Source organism: Pseudomonas sp. AC112, assembly GCF_979253545.1.
In genome coordinates, this window is sequence record NZ_CEEDCM010000001.1 from 5555918 (window position 1) to 5574055 (window position 18138).

The 18138-nt window shown below is 54.1% G+C and carries 12 protein-coding genes and 1 pseudogene; 11 read left to right on the forward strand and 2 right to left on the reverse strand.

What is annotated here, in order from left to right; genetic code table 11:
- Positions 1-248: 248 nt before the first annotated feature.
- A pseudogene (locus AC0IYN_RS25950) lies at positions 249-389 on the forward strand (HAMP domain-containing protein); the annotation flags it as partial.
- A 132-nt stretch (positions 390-521) separates the two neighbouring features.
- Complete coding sequence (locus AC0IYN_RS25955) at positions 522-1247, forward strand: methyl-accepting chemotaxis protein (protein WP_457238963.1); 726 nt, start codon at positions 522-524, stop codon at positions 1245-1247.
- Positions 1248-1307: 60 nt separating this feature from the next.
- Here the strand turns inward: AC0IYN_RS25955 and AC0IYN_RS25960 are convergent, their stop codons facing one another.
- Positions 1308-1667 (reverse strand): winged helix-turn-helix transcriptional regulator, encoded by a 360-nt coding sequence (locus AC0IYN_RS25960; protein WP_078048471.1) that lies wholly within the window; start codon positions 1665-1667, stop codon positions 1308-1310.
- A 106-nt stretch (positions 1668-1773) separates the two neighbouring features.
- On the opposite strand from AC0IYN_RS25960, the gene AC0IYN_RS25965 reads away from it, so the two are divergent.
- The 3 genes from AC0IYN_RS25965 to AC0IYN_RS25975 all read left to right on the forward strand — a co-directional run bounded on the left by AC0IYN_RS25965 (position 1774) and on the right by AC0IYN_RS25975 (position 4601).
- Positions 1774-2523, forward strand: coding sequence for an SDR family NAD(P)-dependent oxidoreductase (locus AC0IYN_RS25965; RefSeq protein ID WP_406599695.1), 750 nt, complete (start codon positions 1774-1776; stop codon positions 2521-2523).
- Positions 2524-2672: 149 nt separating this feature from the next.
- On the forward strand, positions 2673-3149 hold the full coding sequence (locus AC0IYN_RS25970) for a hypothetical protein (RefSeq protein WP_471843959.1): 477 nt from the start codon (positions 2673-2675) through the stop codon (positions 3147-3149).
- A gap of 291 nt (positions 3150-3440) precedes the next feature.
- On the forward strand, positions 3441-4601 hold the full coding sequence (locus tag AC0IYN_RS25975; RefSeq protein WP_471843961.1) for a tyrosine-type recombinase/integrase: 1161 nt from the start codon (positions 3441-3443) through the stop codon (positions 4599-4601).
- A 25-nt stretch (positions 4602-4626) separates the two neighbouring features.
- Here AC0IYN_RS25975 and AC0IYN_RS25980 read toward each other — a convergent pair whose 3' ends face one another.
- The gene (locus AC0IYN_RS25980) at positions 4627-5070 is read right to left on the reverse strand and encodes a hypothetical protein (protein WP_471843963.1); all 444 of its coding nucleotides are present in this window, start codon (positions 5068-5070) and stop codon (positions 4627-4629) included.
- An 85-nt stretch (positions 5071-5155) separates the two neighbouring features.
- Here AC0IYN_RS25980 and AC0IYN_RS25985 point away from each other — a divergent pair, with 85 nt between their 5' ends.
- From AC0IYN_RS25985 to AC0IYN_RS26010, 6 genes are all read left to right on the forward strand, one after another.
- A complete protein-coding gene (locus AC0IYN_RS25985; RefSeq protein ID WP_471843965.1) occupies positions 5156-5452 on the forward strand; it encodes a helix-turn-helix domain-containing protein in 297 nt (98 codons plus the stop codon).
- Between the two features lie 564 nt (positions 5453-6016).
- A complete protein-coding gene (locus AC0IYN_RS25990) occupies positions 6017-7708 on the forward strand; it encodes an HsdM family class I SAM-dependent methyltransferase (RefSeq protein WP_198719733.1) in 1692 nt (563 codons plus the stop codon).
- 53 nt (positions 7709-7761) lie between these two features.
- Entirely contained in the window at positions 7762-10548 is a 2787-nt protein-coding gene (locus AC0IYN_RS25995) for a hypothetical protein (protein WP_471843968.1), read from the forward strand.
- Complete coding sequence (locus AC0IYN_RS26000) at positions 10545-14744, forward strand: DEAD/DEAH box helicase (protein WP_471843970.1); 4200 nt, start codon at positions 10545-10547, stop codon at positions 14742-14744. Before AC0IYN_RS25995 ends, AC0IYN_RS26000 begins: the two co-directional genes overlap by 4 nt.
- A gap of 1 nt (position 14745) precedes the next feature.
- On the forward strand, positions 14746-16968 hold the full coding sequence (locus AC0IYN_RS26005; RefSeq protein WP_330512574.1) for a hypothetical protein: 2223 nt from the start codon (positions 14746-14748) through the stop codon (positions 16966-16968).
- Positions 16958-18103, forward strand: a complete 1146-nt coding sequence (locus tag AC0IYN_RS26010; RefSeq protein WP_471843973.1) for a Shedu immune nuclease family protein — start codon at positions 16958-16960, stop codon at positions 18101-18103. Before AC0IYN_RS26005 ends, AC0IYN_RS26010 begins: the two co-directional genes overlap by 11 nt.
- Positions 18104-18138 lie beyond the last annotated feature (35 nt).

The following is an 18138-nucleotide window of genomic DNA, read 5'->3' on the forward strand; positions in this document are numbered from 1 at the left end:
TCGCCACCGGCGAGCGCATCGTCGCCCTGGCACTCGACAATCCCGACGCCGCTCGCGGTGAACTGGGGACGTTCAACGCGGCATTCAGCCAGCTTGAAGACCAAATGGCGACGCTCAGCGAGCAGATCGAAAACAACACCCAGCAGGCCAGTGTCGGCACTCGGCAGAGCATCAGCAATGCCAACCTCACCTTGGGCGTGGTGCTGATCGCCAGTCTGCTATTACTGTTGGCACAGGGTCGGTGGGTCATGCTCAGCATCATGGGGCCGCTGCACACGGCCAGCCACATTGCCGAGAGTATCGCCCATGGCAACTTGAGCGAAACCATTGTCGAACCCCGCCGCAAGGATGAAGCCAGCGCGTTGATTCGCAGCCTTGCCACCATGCAACGCGACCTGCGCGGCATGATCGAAGTGGTGCGCAGCAACGCCCACGGCGTCAACGGCATGAGCGAACAACTGAGCCACGGCTGCCATGAAGTCGCCGGCAGCAGCCAGCAACAAAGCGCCGCAGCCAGTACCATGGCCGCTGCCGCGAGTGAAATGACCGCCAGCATCGAGGAAATCACTCGGCATGCCGGGCGCGCCTCAGAGATGGCCAACCAGGCACAAGTCCTGGCCAAGGACGGCGGCCGGGTGATTCACCAAGTGGTCAGCGACATGGATGGCATCGCCCGTTCCGCGCAGCAATCGGCCCAGGTGATCCGTACGCTGGACAAAGAGTCTGAGGCGATTTTCAGCATTATCCAAGTGATCAAAGGGATTGCCGACCAGACCAACCTGCTGGCCTTGAACGCCGCCATCGAGGCCGCCCGCGCTGGCGAGCAGGGGCGCGGTTTTGCCGTAGTCGCCGATGAAGTGCGCAGCCTTGCCGGGCGCACCAGTGCTTCGACCCAGGAGATTGCCAGCATGGTGGGGCGCATCCAGCAAAGCACGCGGGAAGCGGTCACCAGCATGGAGGAGGGCGTTGCACAGGTCGATAAGGGCATGGCGGTGACCGCCGAGGTGGAGCGAGCAATTCGCGAGATTCTCCAAGCCACGTTGAATACCACCGAGATGGTCAACGATATCTCCCGCACCATCGGGGAGCAGAGCCTGGCCAGCAATGAAATTGCTCACCAGGTGGAGATGATTGCGGGGATGTCGGAGAGTAATAGCCGGGTCATTGGCCAGACGGCGTCGACAACAGACGAGTTGTCCAGCCTGGCAGGCCAGCTGTCACGGTCCGTCGATCGCTTTAGATTGTAACGCATTGATTTAACTCAACTAAATAGTCATTTAGTTGAGTTGGCATTCAGGGCAGGGGGCTCAAGATTGGGAGAGGGCAGACGTACGCCGTTCGGCGATACGCTCAACCGTCTGCATATGCTGCGTGCCCCATTGGCACAACGCGCCCAGGGCCGTGGCCAGGGATTGCCCGAAGGGTGTCAGGGAGTACTCGACCTTCGGCGGTATCTCGTGGAAGTCCACACGGGCAATGATCTCGTCGCGCTCCAACTCCTTGAGCTGCTGGATCAGCACCTTATCGGTCACACCGCCAATTGCGCGTCTTAATTCACCATATCGATGAACATTCTGGGCCAGGTTGAACAGCACCAGGGGCTTCCATTTGCCGCCAATCACCGCCAGGGCAGCTTCCAGACCACAGTTGAATGAGTTATTGGCCATGATGGCTTGGCTCCAATGGGGGGGGTACTTACTTAAAGGTGCATACTATTCAAAAGAATAGCGTAGATCTAGAGTTGGGCCTCAACCTAATTCATTGGAGTTCAGCATGAGCAGGCTCAACGGGAAAATCGCAGTGGTGACCGGTGGCAACAGCGGCATCGGCTTGGCAACCGCCATTCGCTTTGCAGCTGAAGGCGCGCAGGTAGTCATCGTAGGACGTCGCCAGGAAGAACTGGATAAAGCGCTGCAACTGATCGGGCCTGAAGCCATCGCCATCCAGGGCGACATTTCAAACCTTGACGACCTGGAGCGCATCTTTACCCAGGTCAAGGCCACCAAGGGCCGGGTTGACGTATTGTTCGCCAACGCAGGCCTGGGAGATTTCCAGCCGATCGGATCGATCACAGAGGAATCGTTCGACCGTACCTTTGGTATCAACGTCAAAGGCACATTGTTCACCGTACAAAAAGCGTTGCCCCTGATGAGCGCTGGCAGCTCAGTGATCCTCACCGGTTCGACCACCGGCACAATGGGCACACCGGCATTCAGCGTATACAGCGCCACCAAGGCCGCGCTGCGAAATTTCGCCAGGAGCTGGGCGCTGGACCTGAAAGGCACCGGCATTCGCGTCAACGTACTTTCACCAGGCCCAATCTCGACACCGGGTCTGGACTTGGCGTTGTCGGGTACGGGCCAGAAGGACGCGATCATCGACGACATGACGGCGCAGGTTCCACTGGGACGTATCGGCAAACCTGAAGAAGTTGCCGCAGCCGCGTTGTTCCTGGCATCGGATGAGAGCAGCTTCATGACTGGCAGTGAAATGTTTGTCGACGGAGGCTTTGCCCAGGTTTGAGCCAGACAGGGGTTCTGCCTGTTGAAATCTGACGGGCACTGCCCCTGATTGCGCGTAGCGAATCCTTTAGCACTTCTCGTTTTATCCTTTACGCTAGTGCGGGTACAGTCGCGACACATCACATTGGGCTTCATAAAGGGACGGTCTATATGCTGGGACGGCTTAAATCAGGTCTGTGGGTGGCATGGTTCGTGACCAGTGCTACGGCGCTGGCAGATGAACTACCGCGTAGCGAGCAGTTAAAAGCATTCCGCGCTGCTGGATTTAACCAAGAGACGTCGGAGTGCGAAATCGAGACAACAGGTAGCTACACGCCGGCGACCATGGAGCTGGTTAAGGACCTGAACGGTGACGGCCGTCCGGACGCGTTGATTACAGAAGGCAGCACTGACTGTTATGGGCAAGCGGGCACTGGATTTTATCTAGTCAGCCAGCAGGCTGACGGTCATTGGAAACTCATGCTCGAAGAAAACGGTGTCGCTCAGTTCCTCGCCAGCAAAGGCAGTGATGGGTGGCCTGATGTCGAGGTCGGCGGCCCAGGCTTTTGTTTTCCAGTAATGCGTTACGACGGGCAACGTTATCGATTTCACCACAGTGTTGGTGAACAGTGCGCTGACGAGTCGTAAATGTCCGACTGCCCATTGGTCGAACGAAGACAGATCAACGAGGGCGACGGTGGCTGCTTTTGAACCTGCGGGTGTTGGTTGCAGGCCGCTTAGTGAAATGCGTCGTACGGAGCTGCTAACGGATAGTTTGGAAGGTTCGCATAATGTATATTATGTTAAACGGCAGGTCATGTCATAGATGTTCATGAGCTGCCCAAGCCACTGATTCGACAAACACGCTTCTGGCGTCCACTCTCTCAACGGGCCATGTACTTCGTGTTCATGGCAAGTCATTGAATGAGGTGGCTGCCGATGAAGCTGATTCAGTGCCGTTTCTCTTCAGGTCAGCGTGTACCGCTGCTCGTGCAAGCTGGTAATGCAGCGCCGTTGCCCATACTCGTTCCGTTCATCTACGTCCAACTCAAACTCAGGCACCGCGCTTACAATACTGCTGCGGCGCATCTGCGCGCGATCCAGGCTTTCTACACCTATGCCAAAACCCGAGATCTGGATATCGATGAGGCCATCTTGGCCTGCCACTTTGAGGCGATTCTGGCTTTGCTGGATGGTTACGCCATCTGGCTCCAAAGCGGCCGTCAAGCCGATAATCTGGTCGCCCGAATCGGCATCGCTGCAACGGCACCTTTTCCGCAGATCGATCCGCGTACCCGTGACCAGTACCTGCGATTGCTGAAGCAATACCTGTCCTGGTGTGTCACCCGTTACATCCCCCGCGCCCGTCAAAACTCAACCACCCTGGTTAACATCGAGGTGGTATTTGCAGATGTCGCCGACGTCATAGAGCGGCGCTTTGAGAGCCATATCATCAATGTTCGTCCCGACCACACTCGTTACCGCAGCCTGACAGCTACGCAACTCCAGATCATTCGCACACTGATTCGCCCGGGCGCCGCGGAGAATCCATTTCCGGAACGATTGCAGTTGCGCAATTGGCTAATGATTGAATTGCTGCTGGAGACTGGGATCCGTCGCGGTGAGCTTCTGAAGCTCTACACCACGGATATCAATCAGGGTTCTCAGCATGCCTATGTCAGTATCAATGATCGCGAACATGATCCAGGCGACCCGCGCGCCGAAGAGCCTGCACTGAAAACACGTGGTCGTACGGTCGGCATCTCGGCGCAGTTGTATGAGGTCTATGAACGTTATATCCAAGGCAACCGACGCCCCGTGCGCAACGGTAAACCGATGAAACTGCCTTACCGCTATTTGTTCATCTCCGACCAAGCCCGCCCACTGTCGATTCGCGCCCTATCTAGCGTGCTTGATCGGCTGTTTCTGACCATTGAGCTGGCTCATCCGGGACTTTTGCCTACACTATCCGCTCATGACTTTCGTCACACCTTTGCTGACCACTTCTTGGCATACCTGGTCGAGACGCGGGGGTATGACCTAGAGCGAGCTACAGACGAACTCCGGCGAGTCTGTGGCTGGTATCGAATACGCCGTTAACCGTTGGAGCATGGGGGTCTCATGTTCACCGAGGTGCCGGCGTGGTCGAAAAAATGATACGAGGATTTTGTAAATCGGATGTGCTGGACCCCACGGTCTCGCTGTAGATATGCCCTCCTTCCAGGCAATACACATAGGCCGCCTCCTCACTGATATCATCAACCGTTTCGCGCACCTCTAACAGCCTCTCCATCTTCCACCCATCACTTCCGTTCAGATAAGCCGGTGAAACCAACTGCGCATCCAACAGCCAGATGTCTGCTCCCTGTTCATTAAGTAGCTTCTCAAGCGCTGAAATGCTGGGAAGCATAACCATGCTAGTCAACGCTTCACCGCCTTGTTGTCGACCCACAGTGACGTAAAACCAGGGACAATGAGTGGTCTGCTCAACGTACTGCCAGTACTGGGTAGAGTCATCACCCAAGTACGCGTTGAGGAAAATCTCTGCTGGTTTGTGAGTGATGAACATAGCGCCATCCCAAAAGTGAACACTATAGATTGTAGCCCTATAGAGCTCGCGAAGGCTTCATCGTTCCTTTTGCGAGGTCGGCAATATGGAACTGAAACAGGCATTTGGTGCGGCCCTGAAAAAGCTGAGATCGGAGAGGAAGCTTTCCCAGGAAGATTTCTCCGACGTGAGTAGTCGGACCTATCTCAGCACCTTAGAGCGCGGTCTGAAGAGCCCTACGATTGAGAAGGTAGACGAACTGGCATCGGTATTGGACGTTCATCCGCTGACCATACTCGTAGGCTGTTATCTGCTTCAGGATCAGCCGACTTCCCTTGAGAAGCTGTTTTCCCGTATCCGAGCGGAGCTATCAACCGAAATCGAAGAGTTATCTGAGGACTAAGGGGCGACTAGCTTGTGCTAATATCCCAACTGAACTGAAGGCGGAATCCGCAACCATGAAGCAACCTATTCAGTCAGAAAGCAGCCTCAGTGAAATTTTAGAGGGGAAGCGGAAACGTCGCGATGCGTTGATGCTTGCTCTTAGCCTCGCGTCACCCTCGGAGCTTGAAGGATCCGCTCAGCGCTTGAGAGAAGTGATGAGAAAACCGGCTGAATCAAGGCGTCAACGAATTCTCCCCCCGAAATTTTCCCTCTGAGCAAAAAGTGCGGCTCCTCTCTTCTTGAAGAATTCGCGCACGCTGATTGCTCCTCTAAGGTTCTAAAACTCAGAGTGCTTAAGAATCCAAAGCTGACTCATAAAGCTTGTTCTGTAGATCTGGGATAGATGACCTGACAAAATGCCACTGTTCGATAAGCAAGCTACTTATCCTATTCCAAGGAGAGGAATGATGTACGGCCCGCCCCTTCACACATTGTTGTTCGCTCCGCGCTATAAATGCGTACCAGGCCTGTGCCACCTATGACTCTCCCTACTAAAACTCACTTTCACAGCCTAGTCCGCGACATGCGTGTGGTGATGCAAAAGGCGAAGCTAGAGCCGGACTTGATCCTGGGCAGCGCATTAGCAAAATGGTGCAGTAACTGTTTTCCGGGATTGCCACAGTCCGGTCTACCCGTAGCAACCCTCCTCTTGAACGAGCCTGCCGTGTGCGCGTTCGTGGCGTTTGTAAGCAAGCTTGACTTCATCGAGTCGACCTACTGGTTCTCCTCGGCGTACGCGCAACTGTTGGGAAGCGAGCGCAGAAAGCAGCAGGCGATGTTCTTTACTCCGCCATCGCTAACGAGGCGTTTGCTTGACGACCTGTCAGCCCAGGGCGTCGATTTTTCCAATCGCAGTTTTTGTGACCCCGCGTGTGGCGGCGCTGCGTTTTTGGCACCTATCGCTATGCGCATGCGTGATTTGCTTCGCCGACATGGTGCAAGCGCCCAACAGATAGTGAGCCACATTCAAGAGCGAATTTTGGGATTTGACCAAGATGCCGCCTTATGTGAATTGTCAAAGCACTTCCTGCTGATGGCGCTCCATGACGAGGTTGTCGCGACTGACACCTACCCCGTGTTTCAGGTCTACCAGGGCGACTCGCTTCTACAAACCAAGCACCTGTGGGAAAAGCTCGATGTGGTGGTATGCAATCCTCCATTTAGAAAGATGCGCGCTGAGGAAGTCAGTCAGTACGTCCACGAGTTTGAAGACGTTGTTCAAGGCCAGCCGAATCTGTATGCCCTCTTTATTGCCTTGTGCATCAAACTTCTCGCTACGGGTGGCATCTGCGCACTGGTCACCCCGACTAGCTTTTTGTCTGGTCAGAACTTCTCCAGGCTGAGAAGTTACATGATGACGCAAACCACGTTGCTCGGTATTGGTATGGTTGGTGACCGTATTGGCGTCTTTATGGATGTCCAACAGGAGACCGCATTGACGTTAGCGCGGCGAGAAAAAACAGGGCATGCGCCAAGCACCGAAGCGAAGGTGTCGTTAGTTTCAAAAGACGGTAGTTACATTGACGTGGGTCTATGCATCTTGCCCAACATGGGGGCCGCGTGGCCAATCCCCCGGTTGGAGAGCGACATCGCACTGCTTAAAAGCGCAGCAAAATCGAAGGCTGGCTTAGTGGACTACGGTTATGCGCCCCGTATCGGCGCGTTTGTGTGGAACCGCGACACACGCACAACCTACGCCTCGACGAAAACGGCTGTCGGCGCGCGTGGCGACACGGTGGTTCCGCTGCTTTGGTCCAGCGACATTGCACCTAACGGTTCCTTGCGCTTTAACGGTGCGGCTAAAGCGAACAAAGAAGGCTGTTTTGTAAATATGGGGGCAAAAGACCATCGTTCCATCATTCGCCGCCCCAGCGTCTTACTGCAACGCGTGACATCCAACGAGCAACCGCGACGATTAGTTGCCGCAACTGTTCCGACACAGCTCATAGAGACCTATGGCGGATTCGTTGGTGAAAACCACACCGTGATTCTTGAACAGATAGCCCCTGAACCTGCATTGACACCTGCTCAGTTGGTGCAGTTGCTTGGGACGCCGACCGTAGATCGGTACTTCCGCTGTATCTCTGGAGCGACCAACGTATCAGTGTTCGAGCTCAACCAACTCCGACTGCCTGATCCTGGCCGGCTCAGGATCTACCTCGAACAAGGCTTAGACATGGCAAATGCTGCTCGAAAGGCATTGGAAAAGCAGTAGACCTTTCGCTTATGCTGCCTAAACGCTGAAATCAATCGACTTAAGCAGGGCACATGGCATCACGGAAGAAGCTCAACGACTTAATGGAAGCGCAACAGCGACGGCGCGAGGAACTTGCGCAGCTGTTCGCGGCACGAAAACCTCTCGCCCATGCAAAACCTGCACTGAAGACCCATGCGCGTAAAACGGTTCAAACCGTCCCGGTAGAAACGCCCGCTCCTAGCATCGTACCTCGTGCACATGAAGCTCTCATCGCGATGTACCGAGATGGCAGCTTGCAGCCGAGCGCGCCCTCCTCAACGCTTTTAGCGCTGGCAGATCTTTATCTGCATGCTGCCGAGCACCGATCACGACACATCGTGATGGCATGGCCCGCGGCGCCCAAAACCCTGCCTCTGGTACACGCGTTGGCTACGTTGGTACGCTGGCATCAGGGCGACAAACAAGGAGTTCGCGGCTTGCTTTTTCCAGTGAAGAGCAATGCCTTTTATGGTCTGAATCACGTCCATTTCGATCGGACAAGCATTCTTCGAATCGCTCACAACTTGCTTGAGGTAAGCGCCGACGCCAACGCAAGTGTGACTCGCTCCATGGGAGACAAAGACGCCTTTTACTTTTCCCTATCCGACAGTAATTTTCCTCAAAACCTAGACGACCCATTCAATCCGACAGTTGGTGAGCTGCTGCCTCACTTTTTGGCGACGCCAGATTTTGACCGTTGGCAATCTTGCGACGAGCACCTTTTGGCGCTTATCCGAGCCAAACTCAGAAGGAAACTCGCGACTGCTTTAAAATTGAACTGCGCAGTCATCGGTGATCCGCGTACAGCACCAGATGCCCTCTTTGCACTTGATGGACGGATGTCAGAGACCGAGCTTCGACGCGCCTGCAGAGATCTGGCTCGGTTTGGCTCACCCGAGGTCGTTCTAGTCCAGGCTACCCGAGCAATTCGTATGGAGGCCAAAAGCTGGAAAAAGCAACTGGCGCGCTTCTGCATAATGCTGGAGGACGTATTTCAAGGTCGCCCCCCTGGCGTTATTGTAATCACTGATGAGCCCCATGCTGCTTTCAGAATCAAGGAGGAACTCTGGGAGCAGAACCGCAAGCGGAACCCTTCAAGTCAATGGCACACGCCCCACGAATTCAAAATTTTGGGTGTTCCGAGTACTGTCGGTGGAGCGGGATTATTGGCGCCATTGGCTCAGGAAACCCTGCATCCCGCTCCGCGGGAACTCAATGTTTTTATCGTTGATGCGGATACGGCCAAATCAGCTAACAAGCTGGTACGTATCGCCAATGCTGCACCTGGGGGCAAAGAGTCTGCCAAACCACTAATCGACGCAGCGTCGTACCTTTCTCGTCTTGCAGCCCTCCCCTGCGGCGTCAGGCATATGTCCGACTATCTGGCAAGTATTGAAGTGTCGCAGCGGACACGCGCCGCTTTCGATTGGCTCAACCACCTGGGTAACGTGCAGGAGTTCGAGCGTACCGTTGGCGTTGGAGACCAGGGGCCAGCCCTTTTTGAATGTCTTCAGCGTAGCTCACAACTATTCTGCAATTATCACGAGGCAACGCCTTTCGCGCATAAGTTGGCAGAGCTTGTTTCCAACGCTGCAAAGAGCTCAAAGCGTAAGGTTGCCATCGTGTTTACCAGTGCGCTGTATCTGCGCCTCGCCGAACGCTTCCTCGCGGAGTACGACCAGTATCCCGATGGGCTGATATATGACTCCTTTCAAGGGCGCGTACAACTGTTGTGTGCCGCTCACCTCGAAGAACGCCTTGATGAGCTGCAAGGCTCGACACTGGTTTGTGCTGGATTAAACGAGGACTGCCTTCGTCTATTGCTGACCGATGATCGTGTTCCTTCCCATACGGTGGTTTTGCTAACCCAGCGAGCCGGGCAGTTTCTACGGGCCACGCTCAAGCCTATCGTCGAGCTGATGCCCGAATTCAGATCTTTTAAACCTCGGATGGAATCCATTTTGAGGAAACTGAAAGATCTCCCGGAAGACGCTTCTGTCCTTTCCACTAGCGACTATGTGCTACCTACCTTTCGTGTCGAGTTGTCATCCAATGTTTCCTCTGAGGGGCATGGTGATGGAACCGAATCTTGGGTTATCCGACTTGACAGCAACGTGACGCTGTTCCGCCATCAGAAATCGGAAATGTACGTCTACGACCCGGCTTCGCCGCGGGCAGCAGATGTAGGCTTTCGGACTTGCCAAGTCGGCTCCCTGGAGGTGGGTGATAAGGTTTTTATCATGTCAGCTGAGCTGCGCGAGATGGTCGAGCAAGTACTCCGTGAAGCGGGCGTACCTATTCAATCGGATAAGACGTTCGAAACTGCCTTAAGAAGTTATCACGAGCAGATCCAGAAATGCCTCGCTAAGCGATTCGCGCAGGGCTCACTTTCTGACAAGGTACGCGTAATACGAGAGCAGATGCTTGAGCTTGACCCTCTTCTGGAAACCAAACTTCCCGGGGCCCAGGCGATGCGCCAGTGGATTGATTTAGGACGCTCACTCGACACCCCGTTCGAGCAGCTTCGGCCACAGGCGCCACAGCGCGAGGAGACTTTCAAGGCATTTGCAACGGTGCTCGGACTGTCTCCGTTGGAAGCTGCTTACCAGTGGCAGCGCGTCATCACGGCTGTACGTAACTCGCGTCGGCTAGATGGTCGCCATGTCGCCGACATCTATGCGTACATGCTCCTGCAGCCCGAATCCGTTATGGCCAACTCGAGTATCAAGCGAACGACTTTGAATCAGCTTTTCGACAAGGCGCGTGAAAGCATTGCCTCCGTCGAGTTTGTCGGACTTTCTAAGGAAACGCTGCAATGAGCCAACCCACGCTTCGTGACGATCCGGCAAAGATCTCCTCTACCCTCAAGGAGGCGGTCGTCGATAGCCTTCTGAATCTGACGTATGCACAAATCAGCGGCCAAGGTTCCACAGGGCAATATCTCTTCGGAGCTCGTCCAAGAACGTTGTTAAATTCTGGTTTTTTGCTGCCCCAGCGCAACCAATCCGGTGACGATGAAGTGACATCGCCTATCTGGATTTCGTCGCACGGGGTCCAGATGCAACTCAATGCCCTCGCGTCTTCAGTGATAACGGTATTCCCGAGGCTATGTGTCTACGTGCGCGTGCTTCCCCGTGAAGAGGATCTCAAAAGGCCAAACTGTCGTCCTGTCTTTATGTTGCGCCGGGCTGTGGTTGACGAGATTCGGGCTGAACGTAACCGTCGGCTGGAAGAAGCGTGGGAGAAAGCCAAAGGCACTTATAGCTCGAAATATAAGCATCCCGGGTGGACGGCAATCCGGTCGACGATTGTTGAGGAAATCTACGCAGCGAAAGGCATCCCGAGAGATCTGCTGACCTCGGATTTTTCTCACGATTCGGCCGAAGCCGAGGATTTTTCTTCAGCTGAAATGGAAGAACTCAGTGATAGCACGAGGGAGGGAGCGCTCGTCAACTCAAGCGAGGCTCTTCCTATCAAAGACGAGCACTTCGAGCCATTGGCGGTCCCACACAAATGGTTGCGATTGGATGTGGAGCTACCACCACTGGAACTCGATACCGCGAAATCCATTGAAGCTCTTCAGCAAGACATCGACAACCAGTCCTTGCGTATGAATGAGGCCGTGAACAAGCGGCTGCAGGATTGGGCTGAAAGCGATGATCTGGACTCTGGTGGTAAGGCGTGGGGGTACCGGCACCAGTTGAGCATACCCGCCAGTCAATACTCGAATTGGGCGGAATTTCTCCAGAGTGCGCGCACGTCTCAGCTACCAATAACATTGCCGCAGATTCACTTAGATTGGGATCTCGAGCTGCATACAGACTGGCTCGATCCTTCCAAACGAAATTTCTTTCTCGCAATTGAAAACGTCAGCAGTATGCCGACTCAGCATGTAGACGAGACGGACGAAGCTATCTTCCTCGTTTCTCTACAAATACAGCTTCCGGCTGCGCTTCACCATCCGTTGAAACTCGAGCGAATTGACCCTTCCTATCGCTATAACAAGTACCTGACACATCCAGCCATGGGGCACAACTGCGGAGTTGTGCAACTACAATCCGACCCTGCGATTCGGACTCTAGAGACTACGTGGACGCCTCGTTACATCCAGCCGCGAATCACTCCCACGAGCGCTGCTGGTGTCGTGCGAAAAATACGTGCCTTGGCCCAACCAGATGGACTTGATGGGTTGGAGGCGCTGGTGCCAGCCATGCAAACATGGCTTAACAATTTACCCGAGCAAGTGTCGCCTGCCGATGGCCTATCCGCTTCCGACGTAGCCGGAATTGCACGCGAGGAAGAGGCGTTTCGCCACGACATCCGAAAATGGACCACAGAGATGGCGACTATCGCTGCCGGCCTGAATTGCTTGAGGGAATCTCGTGCGGCTTGGCGCGAGCGAGGCCCGCAGACTGACCCAAAAGCAATTGTTTATGAAGCTTGGCTAGCCACTAACGAGACAATGGCGAACTTCATGCAGGCCCGTTTTGGCCAGGACGACAATGAGTGGCGCTTGTTTCAGCTTGCTTTCATCATTGCGAATGTTCCTGCTTTGGCCTCGCGAATTCCGGAGTATTCGCACCTCTACAACGAAGCCAGAGACGACGCTGTCACCCTCCTTTACTTCGCGACCGGCGGCGGCAAATCTGAAGCTTTTTTCGGGCTGCTGACCTTTAACCTTATGCTTGATCGGCTTCGTGGTAAGCAGTTAGGGGTCACTGCGCTCATTCGCTACCCGTTGCGATTGCTAACAATCCAACAGGCCCAGCGGTGCGCACGAGTACTGGCACATGCTGAGCGTGTCCGAAATCGTCATGGCTACGGTGGTAACCAATTGTCCATAGGATTCTGGGTCGGCAGCGGCGGCTCTCCTAACCGTCACAATACTAAGGGGGTGAAGAGCATCCCAAACATTTCGTCTGCACCTCCATTCCTAGCGGCTGAGCGAGCCCTTCGGAAAAACGACGCCAAATATCACACTGCCATGCGTGCCTGGCGCAAGCTGCCCAAATGCCCTTTCTGTAATTGCGAAACAGCTTTGCGGCTATTTGTTGATAACAGGGACCAAATACTGGGCCACGTATGCACCGATATCCAATGCGATTCAAACGGTGGTAACTGGCGGCCCCTTCCGTTCTACATTGTCGATGAAGACATTTACGATTTAGCACCGTCCGTGCTTTTGGGTACCGTCGATAAGCTGGCCCTCATTGGCCATTCAGCTCGAACCATTCGGCGGATCTACGCGATGTTCGGAGCGGCGCCTTGGATCAATCCGGTCAGCGGGCGGTTGTACGTTCCTGAACCTCGTGAGCTAGCTGCGGGGCCTGACGCAAAAGGCATGGAGGGGATATACCCTGCTTATTCGGCTGGAAAACGCATTTTTCACGATCCATTCCCCAGCCTTATCATCCAGGACGAGGCACACCTACTCGATGAATCGCTGGGCACCTTCGCCGGTCTCTTCGAATCCACACTCGATGCCGTCTTTGAATACCTGTCCAAGCCACTCAGCGGCTTGGTCGCAACAGATAAACAAGGGCGTAGGCGCCGGGCTAAGGTGATCGCCGCGTCCGCTACCGTCTCTGCTCCTGAGAGGCAGCTGGAGCACTTGTACCAACGCTCGATTCCGGCAACACAGTTTCCCGAGCCGGGCCCAACCCTTTACGAATCATTTTATTCGGTACCCGCTCCAGCGGAGGATGTAGAGCGTCAAGCGCATCCGGACATCGAAGTGGCGAGCAGCCAAGCCCGTGTTTACACAGCCTTCATGACCAACGGAAAGCCGCATACGACGACAAGTGTTGCGGTTTTATCGAGCTTTCATTTCAACGTCACCCGCCTGTTCAACGACCTGACGAGCAATGACGCAGAAGTTTTCCAATCTGCACGCCAATTGCTCGTGGAGCACGTCTCCCGAGGCGCTCTCGAGGCGCTGCACAAGGACGCATTAGGTCAGGCCTGCGCATCAAAACTGGCCACTCTCATTGACCTGCATCGCATAGCCTTGACTTACGTCACCAATAAAAAAGGTGGTGATCAGATTATGGCTGCGGAGGCGGAGGAAACCCGCAAGCGACACCTCAATGAAGGTATGGATCTGAGGGGGCTTGATACTCGACTGATCACCGGTTCGGTGGAGCAAGGGGAAATTCAAAATGTCGTGGATACTGCCCAACTTCGCGTAAATCCAGGGCATCCTTTTCCGCCGCTACAAGATCAGTTGCGCTCAGTCATCGCGACATCAGCCATTTCACACGGCGTCGACGTCGACGAGTTCAACTCTATGTTTTTTGCAGGCATGCCTTCGGACATTGCCGAGTACATTCAAGCGTCCTCGCGCGTGGGTCGTGCTCACATTGGGTTCGTTGTCTTGATACCCACGCCACAGCGTCGTCGTGATCGGCACATAGTTCATGTGTTCGACATCTTCCACCGCTTCCTTGAACGTATGGTGCAGCCCGCGGCTATCGACCGATGGGCAGAACGCGCAATCGAGCGTGTATTCACCAGCCTGCTTCAGGCTTATTTGGTTGGTGTGGTGCCAAGTCGCGAGTTGATTCAGCTACCAGAAGATCAGAAAGCCAAAACATCGGATTTCAGTGTTATTCCCAACATTCGTAAAGAATACAGGTTCCGCGGAGAAGCATTTATCAATGAAATCAACGATTTCATTGAGCTCGCTGTGGGGTTGCGTGGCGCCTTCGCTCCCGAAGGAGAGGAATATTACCGAGCACGTATTGACCGGAGGACTCGCGATCTACTAGTCAATGTTTGGAGCAGCCATATGTGGGGCAGCGGTTTCCTGGACGGTTATTTCAAAAGTCAAACGGAAGTGATCTCCAAACCTATGACATCGCTACGCGACGTGGATCAGGCTGGCATCATTCAAGCCTCGTATTGCGATAGCGAAGGCAAGGTACAACTCTCCAATGAGGTCTTGGCGGTAATGGATTTCGTACGCCACGGAGTAGCAAATAACGACAGCGCAGACGATGCGCGGACGGGAGATTGAGATGGGTACTCGTAAAGGCTTTCTTGCTGCTGATGACGATGACAGGACACTCACTGCTCCGACAATGTCACGATCTCGTGGTCAACTTGGATCAGCGTATGCCCCTGGCGCGTTCTTCACATTTGAAGGTGGACTGGGTTCGTGTATTTCAATCCCGGACCTTACGGCAACGACTGATGATGCACCTATTCAAAGCGTCACGAAATCGCAAATCATTTTGAGGCTGCATGAAATCTGGCAGAGCTGGTTCTTAAGGGCGTCTGCCGCGGGAACTGCCGACCGTCCGGTCGTTCCACAACAATGTCTCGAAGAAGCGATTCTTAATCGAGGCGTTGTGTCGCCTCTGGGCGCCGATCGCTTGGCATTCTTGAGCCCGCTGCGGATGAAATACGCACCGGCACCTCTGACCTTCGTTTGCAATAAATGCAGCCTTTTTAAACGTTTTACATCCGTTCGCGATATGGCCAAGAACATGGACCAACTGCGAAACAATCGGTGTACATCAGTGGACGCCAAGGGGCCTTGCCAATGGCGGCAGGTCGATGTGGTTTTCGTACATTGGTCGGGTGAGTGGATGCCAGTCACTCCGGGTCGTTGGGAGTGGGATGATCGTAACAACACGCCAAGACTCTCCGGTGAAGAATGCCAGCTTTGCGGAGGTAATGAATTTAAACTGAACACCGATTCGCCCCGAATCGGTAAGTGGCACTTCTACTGTGCTAAACCTTCTTGCGGGCACAAAGGGGCAAATGAGTGGCGTCAGCAAGATAAATTTACGACAGAGCTTTTTCGCGACCAAGCCAGTTCCCGTCTAGGCGAACGACGGATGGAACCCATCTCGTATAGAGCATCGTCGGCATACTATTCACAGTCGGAACAGTTTGTTCTGTTTCCAGAGTCGGAGCACCAGTTGATCACTCTGCTGGAGCCACAGAACGATGATCAACTTGCCGCCTTCATAGGTTCCCTCTTCAGATTTGGTGGCGCTGAGCTCACACCAGCAGAAATGAAGGCCATTTTGCTGGCTGCCGGTAAAACCGGGGAATGGGAAACGTACGAGAGTCTTTGTCTAATGCGTGAAAGCGCAGTTTCAGGAGATGGGTCCCTTAAAGCGGTAGTGGACAGTGAGCTCAAAAAACTGGTCACGAGATGGACAACCAGCAGCCCACCACTCATACCTCCCCGAGTCGATCTTCCTCTAGCCATAACTCAGCAGCTTGCGTCGCGCGGCGAATACACTAGCCGCTTCGACCCCTTCGTTCTGGCAGTCGAGCACGAGGCATTGAATAGAGGCAAACTCTCCGCGCCGCCTGACGGGGGGCGCGCTAAGTTTGTGCGCTTCAACCATCTTGATGATGACCTAGCGCCAAAAGGGGCGAACGCTAAGGCCAAACAGGAAGCCGAAACCCAGCACTTGATGAAAAAGCTTGGCATGGCAGATCTGGGTTTAATCCGCGAATTTGACCTGTGCCGATTCACCCATGGGTATACGCGTGTTTCCGCCACTCCGATATTGAACAAGCGCAACAAGGATGTCCCCGTTCGATTGAAGCTCTTTGAGCCGTTGAATAATGGCAAACGCCCTATTTATGTCATGACCCAAGCTAACGAAGCACTCTATGTGCGCCTCGACCCCGAGGTTGTTTATAAATGGTTACAGGCCATCGGGGTTTCAGATTTGCCCCAGTGGGACAGCAGCAGCCCCGTCAAACTGGGCGGAAAGCTGCTGGAGGTGGCAGAACCTTTTGGTCGCTACTTCTCCCTTCTCAAAGAAGGGGATGCCACCACGTACCGCTACGTGTACACCCTCTTGCACACCTACGCACATGCACTTATGAAAAACGTGGCTGAGCTGTCAGGATTGGATCTAGGGTCCATGGGGGAGTACATCTTTCCTCTCGATCTCGCATTTGTAGTCTATCGAAACGGAACCACGATGGACTTGGGTAATTTGTCATCGTTGTGGCGGAACGAAAACAATCTATTCCTAAGACGTTTCCTAGATGCCTCAATCCATCGCTGCAACTCTGGTCGGCTTTGCGACGCAGCGGGAGGCGCCTGTCCTGACTGCATCATGATTCCGGAAACGTCGTGCGTTGCACAAAATCAGCTACTGTCACGTGCCGTACTGAAGGGTGGTCCTCCACCTCGCGAAGATGGGACGCACAAGGGACAGCACATCCGCGGTTTTCTCGAGATGACTAACGAACACAATGAAAGTTGAATTACTCCACGCCTTTAATTTACTCACCCCACATTGCGATGTCAGCGCCGCCTTATGTGAGGCCGCAGGTCAAGGCGCGCTAGATGTACCCTTGGATATTCATTCCATTTGTACTCGTGTGGGACTTCCGCAGGCACGAGCTGCGGCGGTAGAGCGGACGTTGATGATAGGTCAAACGTGCACTTTGTTCGTGCAGTCAACACCACACAAATGGCAAGTGGGTGATCGTGTTCTTGCGTTGGAGTTAGCTCCTTTTTTACACGGCGCCCGGCTTTATCGAATACATGTCAGTCATGCTGGTGATCAGTCGCCAACCCGCATACAGCAGATGGTTATGACGGGGATTCCCGCTCCTAGCAATTCAGAAATAGAAACGGAGTCTGAAAACACGAACGAGTTGGACTTCACTTCAGGGCTCGACCGCATTGGTCCATCGCACCGTCCTATGGACGCAGCTGAGGTTCGCCGGCGTGCGGTGGTAAAAGTGCGAGAGGATCTTCCGGCGCTGGCCGTTGAGCACCCACTTACCTTGATGGCACTGCATGCGGATATCGAGCGGGTCTCGCTGCAGCAAATGATCGACTCATACCGCGACATGCTTGCTCAAGAACTAAGCGAGAACATATGGCAGAAATTCTTCGATCAGAATATTTTTATACTGACGATGTTGTTTTGTGGGCCCGTTCACTTGGTAAGCGGTCAGTTTCATGCTCAGCCCAGTGGAATCAGAGGGACAGGAGCCCAAATAGGTGACTATCTTTTTCGAGGCGCCGGTCAGGTTCTGTCAATTGTCGAGATCAAAAGGCCCTCTACGCCTCTGGTACAGAAAAGAGAGTACCGCCGTGGCGGCGGAGTTCATGCCCCAGACTCAGAGTTAAGCGGGGCAGTCAGTCAGGTGTTGTATCAACGCCACTCGCTACAGACGGCGTGGGGGATTCATCGTGATGATGAGGCTCTTGCAGACTCTCGGCCGGACAATACCCGTTGTGTGGTAATCGCCGGAACCCTCCCCGTCGCGTCAAAGCTGCTACGTTCGTTTGAGACTTTTAGATGTTCATACAAGGATGTTGAAATAATCACCTTTGATGAGCTTCTGCGAAAGTTGGAGCTTTTTCTGACGCACCTGGCCGAATAGTATTCTTCGGGATATAACGACGCATCGTAATTTAG